Below are 22,424 nucleotides of genomic sequence, written 5' to 3'. Positions count from 1 at the left end.
GTTGACACAGGGCAACTCACGCCGTGGCCCCCTCGCGCTCGGCGCGCCGGGCGGTGCGCTTGGCTTCGTACGCCGAGGCCGCCTCGCGCACCCAGGCCCCCCGCTCGTGGGCACCGACCCGGTGGGCGATGCGCTGGCGGTTGAGCGGGCCGTCGCCGCGGATCACGGCGTACAGCTCGGAGAAGTCGATCGCGCCGAAGTCGAAGGACCCGCGCTCGGGATTCCACCGCAGGTCGGGGTCGGGCAGGGTGAGCCCGAGCGCCTCGGCCTGCGGGACGGTCATGTCGACGAACCGCTGACGCAGCTCGTCGTTGGAGAACCGCTTGATCCCCCACGCCATCGACTGCTGCGAGTGCTCCGAGGCGTCGTCGGGCGGGCCGAACATCATCAGGCTCGGCCACCACCACCGGTCGACGGCGTCCTGGGCCATGGCGTGCTGCTCGGGTGTGCCGTGGGCGAGGGTGTGCAGGATCTCGAAGCCCTGGCGCTGGTGGAAGGACTCCTCCTTGCAGATGCGCACCATGGCCCGGGCGTAGGGCCCGAACGAGCAGCGGCACAACGGCACCTGGTTGACGATCGCTGCCCCGTCGACCAGCCACCCGATCGCCCCGACGTCGGCCCACGACAGCGTCGGGTAGTTGAAGATCGAGGAGTACTTCTGCCGTCCGGTGTGCAGCGCGTCGAGCAGCTCCTCCCGGCTCGCGCCGAGCGTCTCGGCGGCGGCGTACAGGTAGAGCCCGTGGCCGGCCTCGTCCTGCACCTTCGCCAGCAGGATCGCCTTGCGGCGCAGGCTGGGCGCCCGGGAGATCCACTCCCCCTCGGGCTGCATGCCGATGATCTCGGAGTGCGCGTGCTGGGCGATCTGGCGGATCAACGTGCGCCGGTAGGTTTCCGGCATCTCGTCGCGCGGCTCGACGCGCTCGTCCGCGGCGAGCAGCGCGCGGAACGAGTCGGGCTCGCGGGGCGCCTCGGATGTGATCGCGGTCACCATAGAGTGAGGGTACCTGAGTTATGACACCTCTGCGCACATCATGCGGTTGGCCGTCACACGCGCGCAGGCGCGCAGCAGGGACCGTCACGGGACGACTGCGATCGGTGAGTCTCACCTCGGGTGCGAGGATGGCGCCATGAGCACCGAGCCTGGCCGCCCCACCGCCGACGTCTCCTGCCGCGTCGCGTGGGCCGACGATGCCCGCGGGATTGCCGAGGTGCAGGTGCGGGCCTGGCGGCAGTCGTACGCCGACCTGTTCCCCGCCGAGGTGCTCGCGAGCATGGACCCGGCCCAGATCGCCGCGGTCTGGCACCAGTCGCTGACCAAGCCGCAGGACGCCCGCAACCGGGTGCTCGTCGCATTGGAGCGCAACCGGATCGTCGGCTTCGCCGTCACCGGACCGACCGCCGACGACGACAGCGACCCCATCGCCGACGGAGAGATCGCCGAGTTCTCCGTCGACCCGGACGACCAGCGGCTCGGCCACGGCTCGCGACTGCTGCAGGCCTGCGTCGACACCCTCGTCGCCGACCGGTTCACCCGCGGTCTGTGCTGGCTGAACTCCACCGACGACGCCCGTCGCGCCTTCCTCACCGAGGCCGGCTGGGCCCCCGATGGCGCCCACCGCGAGCTCGATCTGCACGGCGACGGGACGGTCCGGGTCAAGCAGGTCCGGCTGCACGTGGCATTGACCGACTGATCTTCGCGGGGGATGCTGGAATCGGGTTTGCCGTCCGCGCGGCGGGGAACCTCGCGTTCGCCGACCACGTCCCGAGCAGCCGTGGACTCCCCCCGGGCCGGCCTCGCGTAGCTGGCCTCAGGAGGCGCCATGCTCGGTCCCCTACCCCTGGTCCATCAGGTCGCGGTCGGGATGGCCGCGGTGCTCACGTGCGCGGCCCTGGGCCTGTGGCTCGGCTGGCTGGTGCCACTGGCCATCGTCCCCACCACGCTCGCGCTTCTCGGTGCAACGGTGGGTGCCGTCGCCGCCTACGTGCTGCTGCACGACTCCACCCGCCGCCCGGCCTCGCGCCCGTAGCGGTCCCCGGCCGACACCGCCCACCGGCGACCGCGCGCGGACCCGGTCGTTAGGGTCCCGCTGTGCCTGCGCCCCCGCCCTACCCCGACGAGCTCGCCGTCCCCGACGAGCCCCTCGACCGGCCACTCGACCGGGCTGAGCGGCGTGCCGTCGTCCGGGACTCCCTCGCCGTGGGTGTCGCGACCGGTGCCTATGGCATCTCCTTCGGCGCGGCGGGGATCGCCGCCGGGCTCGACGTGTGGCAGACCTGCCTGCTGTCGCTGCTGATGTTCACCGGTGCCAGCCAGTTCGCGCTCGCGGGCGTGATCGGCGCGGGCGGCTCGCCGGTGGCAGCTGCGGCGGCGGGTCTGCTGCTCGGCACCCGCAACACCCTCTACGGCCTGCGGCTGGCACCGATGCTGGGCTGGCGCGGCGTACGCCGGTGGGGTGCGGCGCACCTGGTCATCGACGAGTCCACCGCGATGACGATCAACCGCGAGTCCCGGCCGGCCGCCCGGCTGGGCTTCCTCACCACCGGCGGCTCGATCTTCGTGCTGTGGAACGTCTTCACCGCGATCGGCGCCTTCGGCGGTGAGGCGATGGGCGACCCGCGCGCGTACGGTCTCGACGCCGCGGTCGGGGGTGCGTTCCTCGCGCTGCTGTGGCCGCGGCTCACCGACGCCGTCCACCGGGTCGGTGCGCTCGCAGGGGCGGCGCTGGCGCTGGCGCTCGTCCCGCTCACGCCCGCCGGCGTCCCGGTGCTGGCCGCGGCCGTCGTCGCCCTCGGCCTGGCCCTGCGCGCACGGGAGGCCCGCGCATGAGCCTCTGGGTCGCGATCATCGCGGCCGGGCTGGGCTGCTACGCCCTTAAGCTCGCCGGGCTGTCGGTGCCCGAGTCGGTGCTCGACCGGCCCTACGTACGCCGCGCCACGGACCTGCTCCCGGTCGCGCTGCTGGCGGCGCTGATCGCCGTGCAGGTGTTCGCCGACGGCCAGCGGCTGGTGGTCGACGCCCGCGTCGCGGGGCTCGCCGCGGCGGCCGTGGCCCTGCTCCTGCGCGCGCCGTTCCTCGTGGTGGTGGTGGTCGCGGCGGGGACGGCTGCGCTGCTGCGCGCCCTCGGCATGCCCTGACCCCCACTCCGCTGACGTCATGCGCTCCCGGAGCAATAGCGTCGGAGTCGTATGACGTCGCAGCGGGGCGTCATGCGCTCCCGGAGGAATAGGGCCGGAGGCGTATGACCTCCCGGCGGGGCTGGCGCCTCACGCGAGGTCGAGCAGCTCCTCCAGGCCCACGGTGAGCCCGGGCCGCTCCCCGATCGCGCCCAGCGCCCGCAGCACACCCGGCGCGAACGACGCACGGTCCATCGAGTCGTGCCGGATCGTCAGGGTCTCCCCCGGCCCGCCGAGCACGACCTCCTGGTGGGCGACCATCCCGCGGATGCGCAGCGCGTGGACGGGGATGCCGTCCACGGACGCACCGCGAGCACCGTCGAGCGCGGTGGAGGTCGCATCGGGTGCCGCGCCGAGGCCGGCGTCGGCGCGAGCAGCCGCGATCAGCTGCGCCGTACGCCGGGCGGTGCCCGACGGGGCATCGGCCTTGTCGGGGTGGTGCAGCTCGACGACCTCGACGGAGTCATAGAACCGCGCCGCCTGGCCGGCGAAACGCATCATGAGGATCGCACCGATGGAGAAGTTCGGCGCGATCAGCACGCCGACACCGGGGGCGTCGGCGAGCCAGCCGCGCAGCGTCTCCAGGCGCTCGTCGTCGAAGCCCGTGGTGCCGACGACGGCGTGGATGCCGTGCTCGATGCAGAAGCGCAGGTTGTCCATCACCACGTCGGGGTGCGTGAAGTCGACGACCGCCTCGGCGCGGGTGTCGACCAGCGTCTGCAGCGTGTCGTCCTGGTCGACCTCGGCGACCAGCTCGACGCCGTCGGCCTCGTCGACCGCGCGACAGATCTCGCGACCGACCTTGCCCTTCGCTCCGAGGACACCGACCTTGCTGACACGCGCTGCAGGACTCACGCGCGCCAACGTATCCCAGCCGGTCTCAGTCCAGCGGGCCGACCATCGCGAGGACCGGGGCGCGTCCGAGGGTCGAGGCGGCAAGGGCGCGGACGTCGTCGAGCGTGACCGCCTCGATCCGGCCCAGCACCTCCTCGACGCTCGGCAGCTCGTCATAGAGCAGCTCCGCCTTGGCGATGCGCGACATCCGCGACGCCGAGTCCTCCAACCCCAGCACGAGCCCGCCGCGCAACTGGCCGATCCCGCGCTGCAGCTCGTCGGAGGTGATGCCGTGCGCGGCCACCTCAGCCAGCTCGGCGCGCACGACGTCGAGCAGCTCACCGACCCGGTCGGGCAGGCAGCCCGCAGCGACGCCGACCAGGCCGGCGTCGGAGTAGTGGGTGGTGAAGGCATAGATGCCATAGGCCAGCCCGCGCTTCTCCCGCACCTCCTGGAAGAGCCGCGACGACGTCCCGCCGCCCAGCGCCGACGTCAGCACGCCCAGGGCGTAGCGGCGCGGGTCGGTGCGCGTGAGGCCCGGCATCCCGAGCACGACGTTGACCTGCTCGAAGGGACGCGCGACCCGCACCTCACCCGGCGTGACCGAGCGGGTGCGCGAGGCCTGCCGCACGGGCGCCGGCCGGCGACCCGAGTCGGCGAGGAAGTCGTTGCCGGCGAACGCCTTGCGCACGGCGCGGACGACGGTGGTGTGGTCGAGGTTGCCCGCGACCGCGACCACCATGTGCTCGGGGCGGTAGCGCGAGCGGTAGTAGCGCTGGATCTGGGTGCGGGTCAGTGCCTGCACCGACTCCTCGGTCCCGCCGACCGGGCGGCCCATGGGGGTGTCACCCCAGGCCTGGGAGACCAGCAGGTTGTGGACGACGTCCTCGGGGTCGTCGTCGTGCATGGCGATCTCGTCGAGGATCACCGCCCGCTCGGCCTCGACGTCGTCGGCACTGATCACCGAGGAGGTGATCATGTCGCCGAGCACGTCGATCGCCACCGGCAGGTCCTCGTCGAGGACCCGCGCGTGGAAGCAGGTGTACTCCTTCGCGGTGAAGGCGTTGAACTCCCCGCCCACCGCGTCCAGTGCGACCGAGATGTCCATCGCCGAGCGGGTCGGCGTGCCCTTGAACAACAGGTGCTCGAGGAAGTGCGAGGCACCCGACAGCGTCGGGCTCTCGTCGCGCGACCCGACGCCGACCCAGACCCCGATGGAGGCCGAGCGGACGTGCGGCATCGCCTCGGTGACGACCCGCAGTCCCCCGGGAAGCACGGTGCGGCGAACGCGGCTCGTCGCCGCGCCCGCCGCATCCGTGCTCGTGAGGAGCGTGCGGGTCGTCCCGGGCTTCTGCTCCGTGGCCCTCACCGGGGACGACCCAACACTCTCAGGCCTGCGATCTCAGGCCTCCGTGTCGCTCTCGGCGTCGGCCTGCTGCTCACCGGCTGCCTCGTCGACCACCGGCGACAGCGACAGCTTGCCGCGGTCGTCGATCTCGGTGATCTCGACCTGGACCTTCTGGCCGACCGAGACGACGTCCTCGACGTTCTCGACCCGCTTGCCGCCGGCGAGGCTGCGCAGCTTGCTGATGTGCAGCAGGCCGTCCTTGCCAGGCATGAGCGAGACGAACGCACCGAAGTTGGTCGTCTTCACGACCGTGCCGAGGTAGCGCTCGCCGACCTCGGGCATCGTCGGGTTGGCGATCGCGTTGACCGCGGCGCGCGCAGCCTCGGCCGCCTCACCGTTGGTCGCACCGATGTAGACCGTGCCGTCGTCCTCGATCGACAGGGTCGCGCCCGTGTCGTCCTGGATCTGGTTGATGATCTTGCCCTTGGGGCCGATGACCTCGCCGATCTTGTCCACGGGGACCTTCACGGTGATGATCCGCGGCGCGTGCTGCGACATCTCCGCCGGAGCGTCGATGGCCTCGGCCATCACCTCGAGGATCGCCATGCGCGCGTCGCGCGCCTGGGTCAGCGCGCCCGCCAGCACGTCGGCCGGGATGCCGTCGAGCTTGGTGTCGAGCTGCAGCGCGGTCACGAACTCCGACGTACCGGCGACCTTGAAGTCCATGTCGCCGAACGCGTCCTCGGCACCGAGGATGTCGGTGAGGGCGACGTACTCGGTCTTGCCGTCGATCTCACCGGAGATCAGGCCCATCGCGATGCCCGCGACCGGCGCACGCAGCGGCACACCGGCAGCCAGGAGCGACAGGGTCGAGGCGCAGACCGACCCCATGGAGGTGGAGCCGTTGGAGCCCATCGCCTCCGAGACCTGCCGGATGGCGTAGGGGAACTCCTCGCGCGTGGGAAGCACCGGCTCGAGGGCGCGGCCCGCGAGGGCACCGTGGCCGATCTCGCGACGCTTGGGCGAGCCGACGCGACCGGTCTCGCCGGTGGAGTACGGCGGGAAGTTGTAGTTGTGCAGGTAGCGGCGGCTGGTCTCCGGGGAGAGGGTGTCCAGCTTCTGCTCCATGGTGAGCATGTTGAGCGTCGTGACGCCGAGGATCTGGGTCTCGCCGCGCTCGAACAGCGCCGAGCCGTGGACCCGCGGGATCACGTCGATCTCGGCCGACAGCGTGCGGATGTCGCTGAGGCCACGGCCGTCGATGCGGACCTTGTCGCGCAGGACGCGCTCGCGCACGACCTGCTTGCTGAGGCCACGGAACGCGGCGCCGACCTCCTTCTCGCGACCCTCGAAGTCACCCGCGACGCGCTCGAGCAGCGTGGCCTTGATCTCGTCGAGCTTGTCCTCGCGCTCCTGCTTGCCGGCGATCGTGAGGGCCTTGGCGGTCTCGTCCTTGACGGCCTTCTCGACCGCGGCGTAGACGTCGTCCTCGTAGTCGAGGAAGACCGGGAAGTCCTGGACCGGCTTGGCGGCCTGCTTGGCCAGCTCGGCCTGGGCCTCGCACAGCTGCTTGATGACGGGCTTGGCAGCGTCCATGCCACCGGCCACGACCTCCTCGGTCGGGGCCTGGGTGCCGGAGCGCACGAGGTTCCAGGTGGCGTTGGTCGCCTCGGCCTCCACCATCATGATCGCGACGTCACCGGTGTCGGTGACCCGACCCGCGATGACCATGTCGAACACGGCCTCCTCGAGCTGGCTGTGGGTCGGGAACGCCACCCACTGGCCGTCGATGAGCGCCACGCGGGTCGCCCCGATCGGGCCGGAGAACGGCAGGCCCGAGAGCTGGGTCGAGATCGAGGCGGCGTTGATCGCGAGCACGTCGTACGGCGTGTCGGGGTCGAGCGCCATCACGGTGATGACGACCTGGACCTCGTTGCGCAGACCCTTCTTGAAGGTCGGGCGCAGCGGGCGGTCGATCAGCCGGCAGGTGAGGATCGCGTCCTCGGAGGGGCGGCCCTCACGACGGAAGAACGAGCCGGGGATGCGGCCCGCGGCATACATCCGCTCCTCGACGTCGACGGTGAGCGGGAAGAAGTCGAGGTGGTCCTTGGGGTGCTTGGAGGCCGTGGTGGCCGACAGCAGCATGGTCTCGCCGTCGAGGTAGGCGGTCACCGAGCCGGCGGCCTGGCGGGCCAGGAAGCCGCTCTCGAAGGTGACGGTGCGGCTGCCGAAGCGGCCGTTGTCGATGGTGGTCTCGACGGTGTAGATCTCGGGTCCCTCGGTCAAGGGGTGTCCCTTTCTGTTCGCGGAGCGAGCCGCGAGGCGCCTTCACGCACCGAGCCCCGCCGGCACTGCCGGCGGTCTCGGGGGTTGGGCACCATGCCTTGATGGCCGATCAACCTGCTGCGGGTGGCCGGTCTTCGATCGAGGCCTACGGACGCTGCCCGCGATGGCGGGGTTCCGGGGGCCACTACCGAGGACCGGGCCAGACGTCCGGCGGTCGCTCCTTGTGTGGTGTGACACTGTGCTTTTGTTGTGATGCTGTGCAGTTGTGGGTGCCGCGCAAGGCGGCCTTCGGGCTCACGGTAGCGAACCGGGGCCGAAACTCACAGGAGCGGCACTCCGTGGCGGAGTGCCGCTCCCGCGACGTGGTTCAGCGACGCAGACCGAGCCGCTCGACGATCGAGCGGTAGCGGTTGATCTCGCTCTTCTGCAGGTAGTTGAGCAGCCGGCGGCGCTGGCCGACCAGCAGCAGCAGCCCACGGCGGCTGTGGTGGTCGTGCTTGTGCGTCTTCAGGTGCTCGGTGAGGTGGCTGATGCGGTGCGAGAGCAGCGCGATCTGGACCTCGGGCGAGCCGGTGTCGCCGTCGGTGGTGGCGTACTCGGCAATGATCTTCTTCTTGGTCTCAGCGTCGGTACCGATGGACACGTGGGCTCCTCAGGAGGTCTCGTTGCGCGGCGCGCCGGGGCCTGTTCACCCGGGCACTCTGGATCCGCGGCCGATTGCACGGCGGTGACATGATCGTGCCCGGCGTCGCCGGGCAACCGCCCAAGGTTATCAGCGCGGCGCGTTGGTGCCCAATCCGTGCCACGATGAGCCATGGGCGAGACGCGCATCGGAGTGTGCAACCTCTGCGAGGCCATCTGCGGACTGGAGATCACCGTCGAGGGTCGCACGGTGACCGGCATCCGGGGCAACCCGGCCGACCCGCTCTCGCGGGGCTATGTCTGCCCCAAAGGCGTGTCCCTGGCCGACGTGTACGCCGACCCCGACCGGCTGCGCCGCCCGGTGCGGCGCGTCGGCGCCGGCGCCGAGGCGACCTGGGTCGAGATGGACTGGGACGAGGCCTACGACCTGGTCGCCGAGCGTCTTGCCGCCGTCATCCGCGACCACGGCCGGAACGCGGTCGCCGGCTACCTCGGCAACCCCACCGCTCACTCGATCGGCGCGGCGACCCACGGCAGCGAGCTGCTGCGCGTCATCGGCACCCGCAACCGGTTCAGCGCCTCCTCGGTCGACCAGATCCCCCACCAGCTCGTCGCCTGGCAGCTCTACGGCCACCAGCTGCTGATCCCGATCCCCGACATCGACCGCACCGACTACTTCTGCGTCTTCGGCGCCAACCCGATGGCGTCCAACGGCTCGTTGATGACCGTTCCCGACTTCCCGCAGCGCGCCCGCGACCTCGCCGCGCGCGGCGGACGCATGGTCGTCTTCGACCCCCGGCGTACCGAGACCGCCCGCATCGCCGACGAGCACCACTTCGTCCGTCCTGGCACGGACGCGGTCGTGCTCCTCGCCATGGTCCGCACCATCCTGGCCGACGGCCTGGCCCGCCCCGCGGCGTACGTCGACGGGAGGGAGCGGCTGCGCACCCTCGTCGAGCCGTTCACGCCGGAGCGGGCGGAGACCGCCAGCGGCGTGCCGGCTGCGACCGTGCGGCGGGTGGCCCGCGAGATCGCCACCGCCCGCAGCGCCGCGGTCTACGGCCGGGTCGGGGTGTCCACCCAGGAGTTCGGGTCGCTGTGCCAGTGGGCGATCGGCGTGCTCAACATCCTCACCGGCAACCTCGACCGACCCGGCGGCGTGCTCTTCCCCGAACCGGCCATCGACGTCGTGGGCCGGCAAGTCCTCGCCCCGGGCCACTTCGACGCCTGGCGCAGCCGGGTGCGCGGGGCGCCGGAGTTCGCCGGCGAGCTGCCGGTCGCGGTGCTCCGCGAGGAGATCACCACGCCCGGCGACGGACAGGTCCGAGCGCTCCTCACCCACGCCGGCAACCCGGTGCTCTCGACCCCGGACGGCCGGGGCCTGGCCGATGCGCTGGACTCGCTCGACTTCTTCGTCGCGGTCGACATCTACGTCAACGAGACGACCCGGCACGCCGACGTCATCCTGCCCCCGACCACGGCGCTCGAGCGCGACCACTACGACCTCGTCTTCCACGGCCTGGCCGTGCGCAACACCGCCCGGTGGACCCCCGCGGTGCTCCCCCGCGACCCGGACCAGCGCCACGACTGGGAGATCTTCCGCGACGTCACGCGCCGACTGATCGCCCAGCTGGACCGCGACCCGGCCACCCGGCTGCCGCGGGCCAAGCGGTGGCGCGCCCTGGCCCGCGTCCTGCCCAGCCCGGCGACGATGGTCACCGCAATGTTGCTCCGCGAGCGACGTACGTCGATGCGGGCGCTGCGCCGCCGGCCCGAAGGCGTCGACCTCGGTCCGTTGCGGCCCACCCTCCCAGGTCGGCTGCAGACGCCCGCCGAGCGCATCGACCTCACCCCGGAGCTCCTCGTCGCCGACCTGGCCCGGCTCGAGACCGCGCTCGCCCGGACGCCCGTGGCCGACGACGAGCTGCTGCTGATCGGGCGACGCCACAAGCAGGACTGCAACTCCTGGCTGCACAACACCGAGCGGCTGACGCGCGGTCGTCCCCGCCACCACCTCCTGATGCACCCCGACGACCTTGCCGCGCGGGGCATCGGCGACGGGGAGTGCGTCGAGATCACCTCGGCCGTCGGCGCCGTCCGGGTCGAGGTCACGGCGACCGACGACGTGCTGCCCGGCGTGGTCTCGCTGCCCCACGGCTACGGACACCAGCTCGAGGGCGTCCGGCTCGGGCGCGCGAGCCAGGTGCCGGGGGTCTCGATCAACGACCTCACCGATCCCGCGCTCCTGGACCTGTCGGGCAACGCCGCGCTGTGCGGGGTGCCGGTGCGCGTGGCGGCGGTCCCGGTCGAGGCGGCGACTCAGCCGCTGGTGTCGCCGGTCGGCTGACCCGGCTCCCGGTCCCGCAGCTCGAGGTACGCCGTACGCGCACGCAGCGCCCGGGTGAGCTCGTCGGTGACCGTGGTGAAGAACTCCTTGCGGTAGAGGTCGTCGGTCACCGCCGTCACCGTGAAGTGGAGGCCGGAGAACGCCGCGAGGAAGATCGAGACCTGCACCAGCTCCCAGGTCAGGTTGGGGATCCCGAGCAGGCTCTGCGGTGGCGCACCGGTCCAGGACTCCACCAGCCCGCGGTCCATCACCATCGCGCCGAAGACGAGGAAGAACGCCAGGAGCGCCAGGGCCAGCAGCAACACCTGCACGGCCTGCGCGACAAGCAGGACCAGCACGAGGTTGGCCCGCTCGAACGGCGTCAGCCGGTGCTCACCGGACTCGGAGGTGGCTGCCAGCTCCTCGGGCATCCGACCGAGGAGGAACCCCGCCGCGATGGCGGTGAAGAGCAGCACGACCAGCCAGAGCACTCCGCCTTCGAGCCGGGCAGCGAGCTCCCAGACCTCGGCGTTGATGAAGAGGAAGGTGACGAAGAGCAGCAACAGCGGCAGCGCCCGGGTTGCCAGGGGCACGAGCAGACCGAGGCTGCCCAGCGTGTGCCGGATCCCCCACCCGGCGATCGGCCCGGCCCGCAGGGTCGTCAGGGCATAGAGCGCCGCGACCGCCCCGGCGGTCGTCATCGCGCTCGGCACGCCCCATGACACCCGGCTCGCCAGCGCGACCGTGCCCCCCACGATCGCGCCCAGCGCCACCGCACCGAGCGCGACCAGCACGAGACGCGCCGGTCGCAGACCGGCGTGCACCGCGTGCCGGGTCTCCGGCACGAAGTAGGGCAGGCCGTGCCGACCGAACCAGGTCTCGGCGCTCGTCCGGTCCGCGAACTCGCTCACCGGGCCGGGAGGCCGAGGAGCCCGCGGGTGCGGGAGACGTCGTCGGCCATCGCCTCGACCAGCTGCTCGATGCCGTCGAAGCGACGCATCCCGCGGATCCGGGCCACGAAGGTGACCTCGACCTCGACGCCATACAGGTCCAGGTCGGTGCGGTCGAGGACGTAGGCCTCCACGCGACGGTTCCGCTCCCCCTCGAACGTCGGGTTGGTGCCGACCGAGATCGCTGCGGGGAATCGCTCGGCGGTGTCGTGGCGGGTGAGCCAGCCGGCGTACACCCCGTCCGCGGGGACCGCGACGCCGTCGCGGGCCGGCACGTTGGCGGTCGGGTAGCCGAGCTCGCGCCCGCGCTGGTCACCGCGCACCACCGCGCCGTCGACGGTGACCGAGCGACCCAGTGCCTCCGCGGCGCCCTCGACGTCACCGGCGGCCAGGCAGTTGCGGACGTACGTCGACGACCAGACCTGCGGCCCCCCGTCGAGCGCGACCGGGTCGACGGTGAAGTCGTGGACGGCCCCGAGCTCCTGCAGCGTCGCGACGTCACCCGCGGCACGGTTGCCGAAGCGGAAGTTGGCACCGACGCAGACCCCGGCCGCGCGCAGGGTGCGCACCAGGATCTCCTCGACGAAGTGCTCAGGGGTCCAGTCCGCGATCGCGCGGCTGAACGGCACCACGAGGACGTCGTCGATGCCCGCGCCGAGCAGCAGCGGGAGCCGGCGATCAACCGTGGTCAGGGTGGGGGGTGCGTGCTCGGGCCGCAGCACCGCGATCGGGTGCGGGTCGAAGGTCACCGCGACCACCCGCGCCACGCCGAGCCGGTCGGCGAGCTCGCGGGCGCGGCGGATCACGTGCTGGTGTCCGAGGTGCACACCGTCGAAGTTGCCGATCGTCACGACGGTGCGCCCGAGGTCGGACGGCACCTCGTCGAGGGTGCGCCACACGCGCGTCGCTTCCGGATCTGCCACAACCGCGATCATCCCAGGTCGCCCCAGCTCCTCGCGAACGGGTGCCGCGGGGACGGCTCTGAGGGACGGCTCTGAGGGACGGCTCAGGCGAACGGGCCAGGCGAACGGGTCAGACGAACACCGCGACCGGGCGGGCGCGGCCGTCCTTGGGCTCATACAGCGCGAGGAACTCCCCCGCCGGGTCGAGCAGTGCCGTCAGTGCCTCCAGCTCCGCGTCGATCGCGCGGCCGAACCGGACGGCCTGCGCCGTGTCGTCGCTGAGGTCGAGGGTCGGGAAGGCCGCGCGGGCGACCTGCGCCATCGGCAGCAGCGCGTCGGCATCGAGATCGTCGGGCAGGTGCGCGACGTCGAGCCCGAACGGTCCGACCGCCGTACGCCGCAGCGCGGTGAGGTGCCCGCCGACCCCGAGGTCGCGACCGGCGTCGCGGGCGATCGCCCGGACGTAGGTGCCGCTGGAGCAGCGGACGCGGAAGGACACCTCGGGCAGCGTGACGCCGGTGACGTCGAGCTCGTGGATGGTCACGGGCCGGGCCTTGAGCTCGACCTCCTCGCCGTCGCGCACCCGCTGGTAGGCACGCTTGCCGTCGACCTTGATCGCGGACACCGCGGTCGGCACCTGCTCGATCTCGCCGACGTACGCCGCCAGCGCCGCCCGCACCGCGTCCTCGTCGAGGTGCGCGGTGTCAGCCTCGGCGACGACCTCGCCCTCGGCGTCGTCGGTGGTCGTGATGACCCCGAGCCGCATCGTCGCCTCGTAGGTCTTCTCGGTCAGCATCAGGTGCCCGAGCAGGCGGGTCGCCCGCCCGACACCGAGGACCAGCACCCCGGTCGCCATCGGGTCGAGCGTCCCCGCATGGCCGATCTTGCGGGTGCCGAGCGCCTTGCGGGCGCGCGCGACGACGCCGTGGGAGGTGATGCCCGCCGGCTTGTCGACGACCAGCAGCCCCGTGGGAGCCGGAGCGCTCACTCCCGCTCCGCGCCGCTCTCGCCCGCGTCCTCGTCGTCGTCCGCGTCGTCCTCGCCGATGACCCGCGGCTTCTTGTAGGGGTCGGGCTCGCCGGCGTACGTCTCCTTGCGCGACGCCGCCAGCTGCTCGTCGAGCTGCCGCGCCCGGGCCAACACCTCGTCGAGCTGGCGCGCGGTCTCGGGCAGCGCGTCGTGGACGAACGTCAGGCTCGGCACGTGCCGCATCCCCAGCTGCTTGCCCACCTCGGAGCGCAACAGCCCCTTGGCCGACTCCAGCGCCGCGGCCGACGACGCGATCGCCGACTCCTCGTCACCGGCATCCATGCCGAGCACGGTGTAGAACACCGTCGCCTGCTGCGCATCGCCGGTCAGCCGCACGTCGGTCACCGTCACGAACCCCAGCCGCGGGTCCTTGATCCGCCGCTCGAGCATCTCCGCGACGATCACCTGGATCCGGTCAGCGATCTTGCGCACCCGCGGGCTAGCCATCAGCGTTCTCCCTCACTCGGCACCTGAACAATCGATTCTGCCTGCCACCTGGGAAGCCCCCACGCACTCCCCTACGCCAGCGCGGTCCTTGAGCATCCTCAGCCGCCCTCACGTAGGGGAGTGTCCGCCGCTCGGCCGACCTCTGAGGCCGGCCCGCCGGGAGATTCCCCGGGGCTGCGACCCCCTGGACCTCTTGGCCCGGACCCGACCTCGCGCCTCCGCCGCAGGTGGGCGAGCGGAGGGAAGCGGGCGGAGGCGTGGATGGGACTGGCCCCCCGGAGCGAGGAACGAGCGGAGGGGTGGTTGCCTCCGCCCGCTTCCCGGAGGTCGACCGCCGGAGGCGGGCGCCGGGAACTGTTCCTCGCCCCGCAGGGCCAGGCGACTCACACGGTCAGTCCCGCGGAATCTCCCGCATCTCGAAGCACTCCACGACATCACCGATCTTGATGTCGCCGTACCCCTTGACCACCAGACCGCACTCGAAGCCCTCGCGGACCTCCGACACGTCGTCCTTCTCGCGGCGCAGCGACGACAGGTCGGTGCTCTCCACGATGACGGCGTTGTCGCGCAGCAACCGCACCTTGGCGTTGCGGCGGATGACTCCGCTGGTGACCATGCAGCCGGCGATGTTGCCGATGCGCGAGGACCGGAAGATCTCCCGGATCTCGGCCTGGCCGAGGACAGCCTCCTCGTACTCCGGCTTGAGCATGCCCTTGAGCGCTGCCTCGATCTCCTCGATCGCCTGGTAGATGACCGAGTAGTAGCGGATCTCGACGCCCTCCTTCTCGGCCATCTCCGTCGCCTTGCCCTGCGGGCGGACGTTGAAGCCGATGATGATGGCGTCGGAGGCCGCGGCCAGGTCGACGTTGGTCTCGGTGATCGCACCGACACCGCGGTCGATGACCCGGATGCTGACCTCGTCGCCGACGTCGATCTGCGACAGCGAGTCCTCGAGGGCCTCGACCGAACCGGACACGTCGCCCTTGAGGATGAGGTTGAGCTCCTGGCTCGACCCCTTCTCCATGGAGGCCATGAAGTCCTCGAGGGTACGCCGCACGCGGCGCTTCGCCTGCAGGGCGGCACGCTCGCGCGCCTCCCGCTTCTCGGCGATCTGGCGGGCGACCCGGTCATCGTCGACGACGATGAAGTTCTGCCCGGCGCCGGGCACCGCGGTCAGACCCAGGACCATCGCGGGACGCGACGGGGCGGCCTCCTCGATGTTGTTGCCGTGCTCGTCGAGCATCGCGCGGACGCGGCCGTAGGCCGGACCGGCGACGATCGAGTCGCCGACGCGCAGCGTGCCGCGCTGGACGAGGATCGTGGCCACCGGGCCACGTCCACGGTCCAGGTGGGCTTCGACGACGAGACCCTGGGCGTCCTGGTCGGCGTTGGCCCGCAGGTCGAGCGAGGCGTCGGCGGTCAGGACGATCGCCTCGAGCAGCTTGTCGAGGTTGAGCTCGGCACGCGCGGAGACGTCGACGAACATCGTGTCGCCGCCGTACTCCTCGGGCACCAGGCCGTACTCGGTCAGCTGACCGCGGACCTTGGTCGGGTCGGAGTCGGGCTTGTCGATCTTGTTGACCGCGACCACGATCGGGACACCGGCGGCCTTGGCGTGGTTGAGCGCCTCGACCGTCTGCGGCATGACACCGTCGTCGGCCGCGACCACGAGCACCGCGATGTCGGTCGCCTGGGCACCACGGGCACGCATGGCGGTGAACGCCTCGTGACCGGGGGTGTCGATGAAGGTGATGCGACGGTCGTCGCCATCGACCTCGGTGACGACCTGGTAGGCACCGATGTGCTGGGTGATCCCACCGGCCTCCTTGTCGCCGACGTTGGCCTTGCGCAGCGCGTCGAGCAGGCGGGTCTTTCCGTGGTCGACGTGACCCATGACGGTGACGACCGGCGGACGCGCCGAGAGCGCGTCCTCGCCACCCTCGTCAGCGCCGAACTCGAGGTCGAAGGACCCCAGCAGCTCGCGGTCCTCGTCCTCGGGGGACACGATCTGGACGACGTAGTTGAGCTCCTCGCCCAGCAGCTCGAGCGTGGCGTCGTTGACCGACTCGGTCGCCGTCACCATCTCGCCGAGGTGGAAGAGCATCTGCACCAGCGATGCCGGGTCGACGCCGATCTTCTCGGCGAAGTCGGTCAGCGAGGCGCCGCGGGCCAGCCGGACGATCTCACCGTCGCCCTTGCGGACGCGCACACCACCGATGGTCGGGGCCTGCATGGCCTCGAACTCCTGGCGACGTGCCCGCTTCGACTTGCGACCACGACGCGACGGACCGCCGGGGCGACCGAACGCACCCTGGGTCTGACCGCGCTGGCCGGGACGGCCGCCACCGGGACGGCCGGGGCCGCCACCGAAGCCCGGACGACCCGGAGCACCGGCACCGCCGGCACCCGGACCACCACGACCCGGTGCGCCGGGACGACCCGGAGCGCCACCACGGGCTCCGCCGGGGCCACCACGGGCTCCACCGGGACCACCCGCGCGACCGCCGGGACCGCCGCCGAAGGCAGCCGGGGACTTCGGCATCATCGCCGGGTTGGGACGCGGCATGCCCGGACGACCGCCGCCGCCCTCACGCGCCGCCGGCGGACGCGGCGGTCGGTCAGCACTGCCGCCGGGAGCGGGTGCCGAGGGACGCCGCCCCATGCCCTGGGTGGACGAGAACGGGTTGTTGCCCGGACGCGGCGCACCCGGACGGGGCGCGGGACGCGGCGTCGGACCGCCGCCCTCGCGGGCGGCAGGCGCTGCCGGGGCCTCGGGGGCCGGCGGCTCGTCGGCAGCGGCAGGGGCCGTCGGGGCGACGGGGGCGGGCGGCGCCGGCGGCGCCTCCTCGACCGGGGCCGCCTTCGGACCGGGCTTGGGACCAGGCTTGGGGCCCGGGCGGGGCGCGGTGGCCGCGTCGCCGGAGGCAGGGGCCTCGGGAGCGGGAGCGCTCTCGGTCTCGACCGCGGGCGCCTCGGCAGCCGGGTACGCCTCGGCCGGCATGTCCTCGGTCAGGGCGTCGCCCTGCTCCTTGGCCGGCTCCTTCTTGGGGGCGGCCTTCTTGGCCGGCGCCTTCTTGGCAGCCTTCTTCTCGGCTTCGGCCTTGAGGGCCTCGCCGTACTCCTTCTTGAATCGCATCTCGACGGGGGGCTCGACCGTCGACGATGCCGACTTGACGAACTCGCCCATCTCCTTGAGCTTGGCCAGAACGACCTTGCTCTCGACGCCGAGCTCCTTCGCGAGCTCGTGTACTCGGACCTTAGCCACGCTTCTCCTCCTGGTCCGAGCCGTCAGGAGGGCGTCGGACCGTTAGCTGGTGTGCATGCTCATCGTGAAGTACTCATCGAGTGCTCATGAGCTGCTGCTCCCTTAATCGGTCTGGCGGACGGTGTCCGCTTCGGAACGTTTCGCAGTGAGGTACGTCGTCAACGGTGCGAGGTCCAAGCCCCCCGGTGCGCGCAGTGCGCGGGGGAAGGCCTTGCGTCGCACCGCCAGGTCGAGACACGCGGGATCGGGGTGCAGGTGCGCCCCGCGCCCGGGTGCCGTGCCCGCCGGATCGGGGACTGCGGCGGGGCCACGGTCTCCTGCACCGACGACCACACGGACCAGTGCGGTCTTGGTGACCCGCTGACGACAACCCACACAGGTGCGTATGGGACGCGTCGGAACAGGTTCCGCGCGCGGGTCGAGGTCAGATGGGTGAGCCACCGCGTTTCACTCTACCCGCTCAGGCGTCGTGCTCCGAACCGGGTAAAGGTCGTGGGCATGTCATCGGGTCTCGAGCGTTTGGTTGCGGCTCCGGTCGTTGCGGTCGCCGGTTGAGTCACCGGGTCTCGACGCGCTCGTGCGACCTCGCAGGCTCGGTCGCGTCGCTTGCTCGACCTGGCCGACACACCGACGCGTTCGTCCCTCACGCCTCGGTGGTCGGCTCATCATCCGACCTGATGTCGATGCGCCAGCCGGTGAGGCGCGCGGCGAGGCGGGCGTTCTGGCCCTCCTTGCCGATGGCGAGCGAGAGCTGGTAGTCGGGAACGATGACCCGGGCGGCCCGTGCGGAGGCGTCGACGACCTGGACGGAGGCGACCCGGGCGGGGCTCAGCGCGTTGCCGACGTACGTCGCGGGGTCCTCGGCCCAGTCGATGATGTCGATCTTCTCGCCGTTGAGCTCCGACATGACGTTGCGCACGCGGCTGCCCATCGGCCCGATGCACGCACCCTTCGCGTTGACCCCGGCCACCGTCGAGCGGACCGCGATCTTGGTGCGGTGACCGGCCTCGCGGGCGATCGAGGCGATCTCGACCGTCCCGTCGGCGATCTCGGGGACCTCGAGCGCGAACAGCTTGCGCACGAGGTTCGGGTGGGTGCGCGACAGCATCACCTGGGGACCCCGCATGCCCTTGCGGACGCTGACGACCAGGCCCTTGATGCGGGTCCCGTGGCGGTAGTCCTCCCCCGGCACCCGCTCGGCGGCGGGCAGCAGCGCCTCGAGCTTGCCGAGGTCGACCAGCACGTCCTGCGGATCACGTCCCTGCTGGATGACCCCGGAGACGATGTCGCCCTCGCGCCCGGAGAACTCCCCGAAGCGCAGCTCGTCCTCTGCCTCGCGCAGACGCTGCATCATGATCTGCTTCGCGGTGGTCGCGGCGATGCGGCCGAAGTCGGCGGGGGTGTCGTCGTACTCCCCCACCGGGTTGCCCTCGTCGTCGGTCTCCGTGGCGAGCACGGTGACGTGGCCGGACTTGCGGTCGAGCTGCACCCGCGCGCGCTCCTGGGCGCCCGGCGACTTGTGGTACGCCGTCAGCAGCGCCTGCTCGATGGCCTCGACGAGGACGTCGAAGGAGATCTCCTTCTCGCGCTCGAGCATCCGCAGGATGGTCATGTCGATGTCCACGTCAGTTCTCCTTGCGGTTGAACTCGATCTGCACCAGGGCCTTGGCGACCTCGGCGTAGCTGATGCGCTCGATGCTGCCGTCGACGTCGAGGTCCACGCCGTCGTCGTCGGAGGACACGATCCGGCCGGTGATCGTGGGCTCCTCGTGGCGGGTGACCTTGACCAGGCGGCCGTGGTTGCGGCGCCAGTGGCGCGCAAGCGTCAGCGGCCGGTCGACGCCCGGGGAGGTGACCTCCAGGGTGTAGGGCTGCTCGCCCATCACGTCGCCCTCGTCGAGCACCCGCGAGATCTCCCTGGTCGCGGCGGCCACGTCGTCGAGGTCGATGCCACCGTCCTTGTCGACGGCGATCCTCAGGACGCGGCGCTTGCCGGCGCTGCTCAGGTCCACGGCCTCGAGGTCGAGCCCGAGGTCGTGCAGTGGCGGGGCGAGCACTTCGTGAAGGCGGTCCCTGGTCGCTCCTGCGGGTCCGGGGGTGCGGGCGGTCACTGCGGACACCGTCCTCTCGCTCTGCTGTGCACTTGTGGGTCTGTCAGCCTAGCGGCTCCGCAGCGCCGCGCTGCGCGGTAGCCTCGCCCCATGTCCCCACGGTCCCTCCCCGTGTGGTCGCGCCGCATCCCCCGGTCGACGTCGTCCCGTCGACCGCCGTCGGCGCCCACCCGCACCGCCGTACCACTGCTCGCCCGACCGGTCGCGCTGGTGGTCGCGCTGCTCGTCGGTCTCGTGCTCACTGGGTGCGGCGGGAGCGAGGCGGAGCCGCAGGACACTCCATCGGCTGCGAGCAGCCCGGCGTCGACGGGCGCCGCCGGGCCGTCAGCCGCAGCAGCGGGTCCGACCACGAGCGCGAGCCCTGGCGCGACGGCGCCCCTGATGTCCCCGCGCGTCGCCGAACGCACCACGTCAGGTCCCACGACCCGGCCCGTCCCGCCGCTGCCCGACGCCGCGACGACCCGGTCGGTCGCCGGGCGCGACGCCTTCGTCGAGCACGTCATCGACCTGTGGGCGCACGCGCTCGCGACCAACGACGCCGCGCCCCTGCGTGCGCTCGCGCCGCGCGGGCGCTGCGAGGGATGCGCGACGCTCACCCGCGAGCTCGACGGTCGGGCGCAGGAGGGGTGGTACGTCGCCCTCGACGGCGTGCAGGTCACGGACCTGACCGGTCCCCGGCGGGTCCGGCCGCAGACCCCTGCGACGATCGTGGCCACCATCGACATCCCCGCGACGTACTCGCTCAACGACGACCAGACCTACCGCACGAGCAACCCGTCGCACGAAGGCGCGATCTTCGAGGTGGACGTCGTGTGGCGCCAGGGGCGCTACTTCCTGCTGGGCTACGCGCTGACCGGCTGACCGGCTGACCGGCCGACCGCGCGGCGGTTGTGAGAACCTGCGGTCCGTGACCGGAGGATCGCTGCCCGCCGTCGGGCGTCGCGCGCTGGGCGCCGGCGCGCTCACCGTCGGTGCGGCGTGGGCTCTGGGCGCCTGCACCGGCGCCGACGACCCCGGGAACCCCGACCGGTCCCAGGATCCCGACACCGCGCTGGCCGCCGAGGTCATGGCGACCCTCGACGGGCTGCTCACGCTGCACGCAGCGGTCGTCGCCGAGCACCCGCGCCTGACCCGACGGCTCAGCGCCGTCACCGCGGCCCACGAGGACCACCGCGCCGCAATCGTGGAGGCCGTCGTCACCGGCTCCGCGGACGTCACCCCCGCTCCCGGCGCGGGAGCGACCACCTCCTCGGTGACGCCAGCGCCCCCGCGTCCGCGGGCTGCGCTGGCGACCGTCGCCGGCGCCGAGGCGGCGGCGGCCGAGACGCTCTCGCGGCTCGCGTTCCGGGCGCTCAGCGGACCGTTCGTCCGGGTGATCGCCGGCATGGCCGCCTCCGCACACCAGCACTCGCTCGCACTCGCGACCCTGGCCGGCGAGGAGGGTGCACCGTGAGCACCAGTCTCACGCCCGTCGACGCTCTGCAGGACGCCCTCGCCGCGGAGCACGCGGCCGTCCATCTGCTCGGCTTCCTCGGCGCTCGCACCTCCACCGCCGCCCAGCCGCAGCTCGCCGGTCTGCTGCGCGCCGGCTACGTCCTCCACCGCGGGCGCCGCGACCAGCTCGTCCGGATGCTGCGCGACCGCGGCGCTGAGCCGGTCGCGGCCTTCCCGACGTACGACGACCCGCGCGAGCTCACCAGCGCGGCGGGGCTGCGCGGCCGCGCCCGCCAGCTCGAGGAGGACTGCTGCGCGGTCTATGCCACCGCGGCCGGCGCCACGTGGGGAGCGGCCCGCCAGTGGGCGCTGCAGGCTCTGCTCGAGAGTGCCGGGCGAGCGATCGCGCTGGGTGCCGAACCGGCCACCTGGCCGGGGCTGCCCGAACGCGTCGGATAGACAGCCGTCTCCGCCAGGCTGCGCGCGGTCAGCGCCGCACCCGCACGACCTTGCTCCGCGCCGCGTTCAGGCCGCGGACCCCCGCCTTCCGGACCGTGACCCGCACCGAGAGCTGACGACCGCGGTCGACGCGGCGCACGACGTACGTGCGCTTGGCACCCGCCCGGCCGCGGATCGGCGCAGTCCCGCGGAACCATCGGAAGGCGTAGCGCGTGGGCTTGCCGGTCCAGGCCCCCCGCGTCGCCCGCAAGGTGCTGCCGACACGTGCCTGCCCGCGGATGGCCGGACGCTTGCGGAGCTTCAGCACCTGCTTGGCCGTCTTCGGCTTCGGCTGGACGCGCGGCTCGGGCGTGACGTCGTACTTCGCGGCCGACCAGTCCGGTTGGGTGGCGTTGCTCAGAAGCCGCTTGAACTGGGCGCTGCCGCACTCGGGTGACGCCTCGAAGTCCCAGCCGATCCAGACCTCGTTGCCGTTCTCCTGCCACAGCATCGAGGTCGAGTCGGGAGAGAAGTGAGGGTGCTCGAGGGGTGCGTCCTCCCCGGCGAGGCCGCACAACGCGGTCGGGGTTCCGGGCACCGAGGTCCGCACGTCCCCGTTGACGCGCGCCAACAGGATCCGGCCGGTGGTGTAGCTGGTCCAGGCCACCAACCGACCGTCGCGCGAGACCTGGGGGAAGCCCGGCGTGTCCCCGTAGTCCCTGGTCACCTCCGCCTGGTTGAACCACAGTCGCGACTGGGAGTTGCGGCCCAGCTCGTAGACGTGGATGTCCCCGTCGACCAGGACTCCACGGGAGTTGCCGAGCCAGGCGAACTCGTCGCCGAGCACGATGCCGTACTTCTCCACGCTCGAGAGTCCGGTGGTGTCGGTGAACGCGGTGCGGACGTCGGCCGGTGAGGAGATGGACGGGTAGCGCACCTGGTGGTAGGCGACCTTCGATCCGTCCGGGGAGATCTCGGCGTCGACCGGTCCGGTCACGCCGAAGGAGCCCGCCCCGTTCTCGACTTAGAGATGTCCCTTCGGGACCGCGATCCGGCGCAGGACAGTGCCGTTCTGCAGACGACATGCCGCCATCCTCGAGAGCCCACCGAGGCGGCACATCGTCCTCGCGGACGAAGCGGTTCCTTCGCGCGGACGAGTCCCCGGGGCGGGGGTTCTCCGGGCGGGGGTGCAGTGACGACAGGGTCCGCGGCGTGCCGCGGACCCTGTCGAACGAGGA

At 72.1% G+C, this 22,424-nt stretch carries 22 protein-coding genes; 8 read left to right on the top strand and 14 right to left on the bottom strand.

The genetic code is table 11. The annotated features are described in order from the left end of the window. Positions 1 to 16 precede the first annotated feature (16 nt). A complete protein-coding gene (gene paaA, locus J2S59_RS12210; RefSeq protein ID WP_068118127.1) occupies positions 17 to 991 on the bottom strand; it encodes a 1,2-phenylacetyl-CoA epoxidase subunit PaaA in 975 nt (324 codons plus the stop codon). Between the two features lie 136 nt (positions 992 to 1,127). Here paaA and J2S59_RS12205 point away from each other — a divergent pair, with 136 nt between their 5' ends. The 4 genes from J2S59_RS12205 to J2S59_RS12190 all read left to right on the top strand — a co-directional run bounded on the left by J2S59_RS12205 (position 1,128) and on the right by J2S59_RS12190 (position 3,135). Next, the gene (locus J2S59_RS12205; protein WP_068118130.1) at positions 1,128 to 1,691 is read left to right on the top strand and encodes a GNAT family N-acetyltransferase; all 564 of its coding nucleotides are present in this window, start codon (positions 1,128 to 1,130) and stop codon (positions 1,689 to 1,691) included. Between the two features lie 129 nt (positions 1,692 to 1,820). After that, positions 1,821 to 2,027: a hypothetical protein gene (locus J2S59_RS12200; protein WP_068118133.1), complete on the top strand. Its 207-nt coding sequence runs from the start codon at positions 1,821 to 1,823 to the stop codon at positions 2,025 to 2,027. A gap of 62 nt (positions 2,028 to 2,089) precedes the next feature. Beyond that, positions 2,090 to 2,827 carry an AzlC family ABC transporter permease gene (locus J2S59_RS12195; RefSeq protein WP_068118136.1) on the top strand — a complete coding sequence of 246 codons (738 nt, stop codon included), beginning with the start codon at positions 2,090 to 2,092 and terminating at the stop codon, positions 2,825 to 2,827. Further along, positions 2,824 to 3,135: an AzlD domain-containing protein gene (locus J2S59_RS12190; RefSeq protein WP_306825158.1), complete on the top strand. Its 312-nt coding sequence runs from the start codon at positions 2,824 to 2,826 to the stop codon at positions 3,133 to 3,135. The genes J2S59_RS12195 and J2S59_RS12190 overlap by 4 nt, the downstream gene beginning before the upstream one ends. A gap of 129 nt (positions 3,136 to 3,264) precedes the next feature. On the opposite strand, the gene dapB is transcribed toward J2S59_RS12190, so the two are convergent. The 4 genes from dapB to rpsO form a co-directional block, all read right to left on the bottom strand. Continuing rightward, on the bottom strand, positions 3,265 to 4,029 hold the full coding sequence (gene dapB / locus J2S59_RS12185) for a 4-hydroxy-tetrahydrodipicolinate reductase (RefSeq protein ID WP_068122125.1): 765 nt from the start codon (positions 4,027 to 4,029) through the stop codon (positions 3,265 to 3,267). A 25-nt stretch (positions 4,030 to 4,054) separates the two neighbouring features. Continuing rightward, complete coding sequence (locus tag J2S59_RS12180) at positions 4,055 to 5,377, bottom strand: M16 family metallopeptidase (RefSeq protein WP_306825157.1); 1,323 nt, start codon at positions 5,375 to 5,377, stop codon at positions 4,055 to 4,057. Between the two features lie 33 nt (positions 5,378 to 5,410). Next, complete coding sequence (locus J2S59_RS12175; RefSeq protein ID WP_306825156.1) at positions 5,411 to 7,642, bottom strand: polyribonucleotide nucleotidyltransferase; 2,232 nt, start codon at positions 7,640 to 7,642, stop codon at positions 5,411 to 5,413. 367 nt (positions 7,643 to 8,009) lie between these two features. Then, the gene (gene rpsO / locus J2S59_RS12170) at positions 8,010 to 8,285 is read right to left on the bottom strand and encodes a 30S ribosomal protein S15 (protein ID WP_181641790.1); all 276 of its coding nucleotides are present in this window, start codon (positions 8,283 to 8,285) and stop codon (positions 8,010 to 8,012) included. 171 nt (positions 8,286 to 8,456) lie between these two features. Here rpsO and J2S59_RS12165 point away from each other — a divergent pair, with 171 nt between their 5' ends. After that, entirely contained in the window at positions 8,457 to 10,631 is a 2,175-nt protein-coding gene (locus tag J2S59_RS12165) for a molybdopterin-dependent oxidoreductase (protein WP_068119845.1), read from the top strand. Here the strand turns inward: J2S59_RS12165 and J2S59_RS12160 are convergent. From J2S59_RS12160 to rimP, 8 genes are all read right to left on the bottom strand, one after another. Beyond that, complete coding sequence (locus tag J2S59_RS12160; protein WP_068119843.1) at positions 10,604 to 11,521, bottom strand: hypothetical protein; 918 nt, start codon at positions 11,519 to 11,521, stop codon at positions 10,604 to 10,606. The genes J2S59_RS12165 and J2S59_RS12160 overlap by 28 nt on opposite strands. Continuing rightward, on the bottom strand, positions 11,518 to 12,483 hold the full coding sequence (locus tag J2S59_RS12155) for a bifunctional riboflavin kinase/FAD synthetase (RefSeq protein ID WP_246360229.1): 966 nt from the start codon (positions 12,481 to 12,483) through the stop codon (positions 11,518 to 11,520). Before J2S59_RS12155 ends, J2S59_RS12160 begins: the two co-directional genes overlap by 4 nt. 109 nt (positions 12,484 to 12,592) lie before the next feature. After that, positions 12,593 to 13,450, bottom strand: a complete 858-nt coding sequence (gene truB / locus J2S59_RS12150; protein WP_068119839.1) for a tRNA pseudouridine(55) synthase TruB — start codon at positions 13,448 to 13,450, stop codon at positions 12,593 to 12,595. Further along, positions 13,447 to 13,938, bottom strand: a complete 492-nt coding sequence (gene rbfA, locus J2S59_RS12145; protein ID WP_181641789.1) for a 30S ribosome-binding factor RbfA — start codon at positions 13,936 to 13,938, stop codon at positions 13,447 to 13,449. Before rbfA ends, truB begins: the two co-directional genes overlap by 4 nt. A 391-nt stretch (positions 13,939 to 14,329) precedes the next feature. Continuing rightward, entirely contained in the window at positions 14,330 to 17,203 is a 2,874-nt protein-coding gene (gene infB / locus J2S59_RS12140) for a translation initiation factor IF-2 (protein ID WP_306825155.1), read from the bottom strand. Between the two features lie 102 nt (positions 17,204 to 17,305). Beyond that, positions 17,306 to 17,578: a YlxR family protein gene (locus tag J2S59_RS12135; protein WP_281366815.1), complete on the bottom strand. Its 273-nt coding sequence runs from the start codon at positions 17,576 to 17,578 to the stop codon at positions 17,306 to 17,308. Between the two features lie 268 nt (positions 17,579 to 17,846). Continuing rightward, positions 17,847 to 18,827, bottom strand: a complete 981-nt coding sequence (gene nusA, locus J2S59_RS12130) for a transcription termination factor NusA (protein ID WP_068125133.1) — start codon at positions 18,825 to 18,827, stop codon at positions 17,847 to 17,849. Position 18,828: 1 nt separating this feature from the next. Further along, a complete protein-coding gene (gene rimP, locus J2S59_RS12125; protein WP_306825154.1) occupies positions 18,829 to 19,314 on the bottom strand; it encodes a ribosome maturation factor RimP in 486 nt (161 codons plus the stop codon). A gap of 90 nt (positions 19,315 to 19,404) precedes the next feature. Between rimP and J2S59_RS12120 the strand changes: the two genes are divergently transcribed. From J2S59_RS12120 to J2S59_RS12110, 3 genes are read left to right on the top strand one after another with little or no spacing between them, the layout of a single operon-like run. Continuing rightward, complete coding sequence (locus J2S59_RS12120) at positions 19,405 to 20,175, top strand: DUF6318 family protein (protein ID WP_181641914.1); 771 nt, start codon at positions 19,405 to 19,407, stop codon at positions 20,173 to 20,175. Positions 20,176 to 20,221: 46 nt separating this feature from the next. Continuing rightward, entirely contained in the window at positions 20,222 to 20,767 is a 546-nt protein-coding gene (locus J2S59_RS12115; RefSeq protein WP_068120480.1) for a hypothetical protein, read from the top strand. After that, positions 20,764 to 21,207 (top strand): ferritin-like domain-containing protein, encoded by a 444-nt coding sequence (locus J2S59_RS12110; protein WP_068120486.1) that lies wholly within the window; start codon positions 20,764 to 20,766, stop codon positions 21,205 to 21,207. The genes J2S59_RS12115 and J2S59_RS12110 overlap by 4 nt, the downstream gene beginning before the upstream one ends. Positions 21,208 to 21,235: 28 nt before the next feature. Here J2S59_RS12110 and J2S59_RS12105 read toward each other — a convergent pair whose 3' ends face one another. Beyond that, positions 21,236 to 22,183: a TolB-like translocation protein gene (locus J2S59_RS12105; RefSeq protein ID WP_068120489.1), complete on the bottom strand. Its 948-nt coding sequence runs from the start codon at positions 22,181 to 22,183 to the stop codon at positions 21,236 to 21,238. Positions 22,184 to 22,424: the final 241 nt, after the last annotated feature.

Origin of the sequence: Nocardioides massiliensis (assembly GCF_030811215.1) — a bacterium.
Taxonomy (GTDB): Bacteria; Actinomycetota; Actinomycetes; order Propionibacteriales; family Nocardioidaceae; genus Nocardioides_A; species Nocardioides_A massiliensis.
This window is presented reverse-complemented; position numbering and strand designations above follow the sequence as displayed.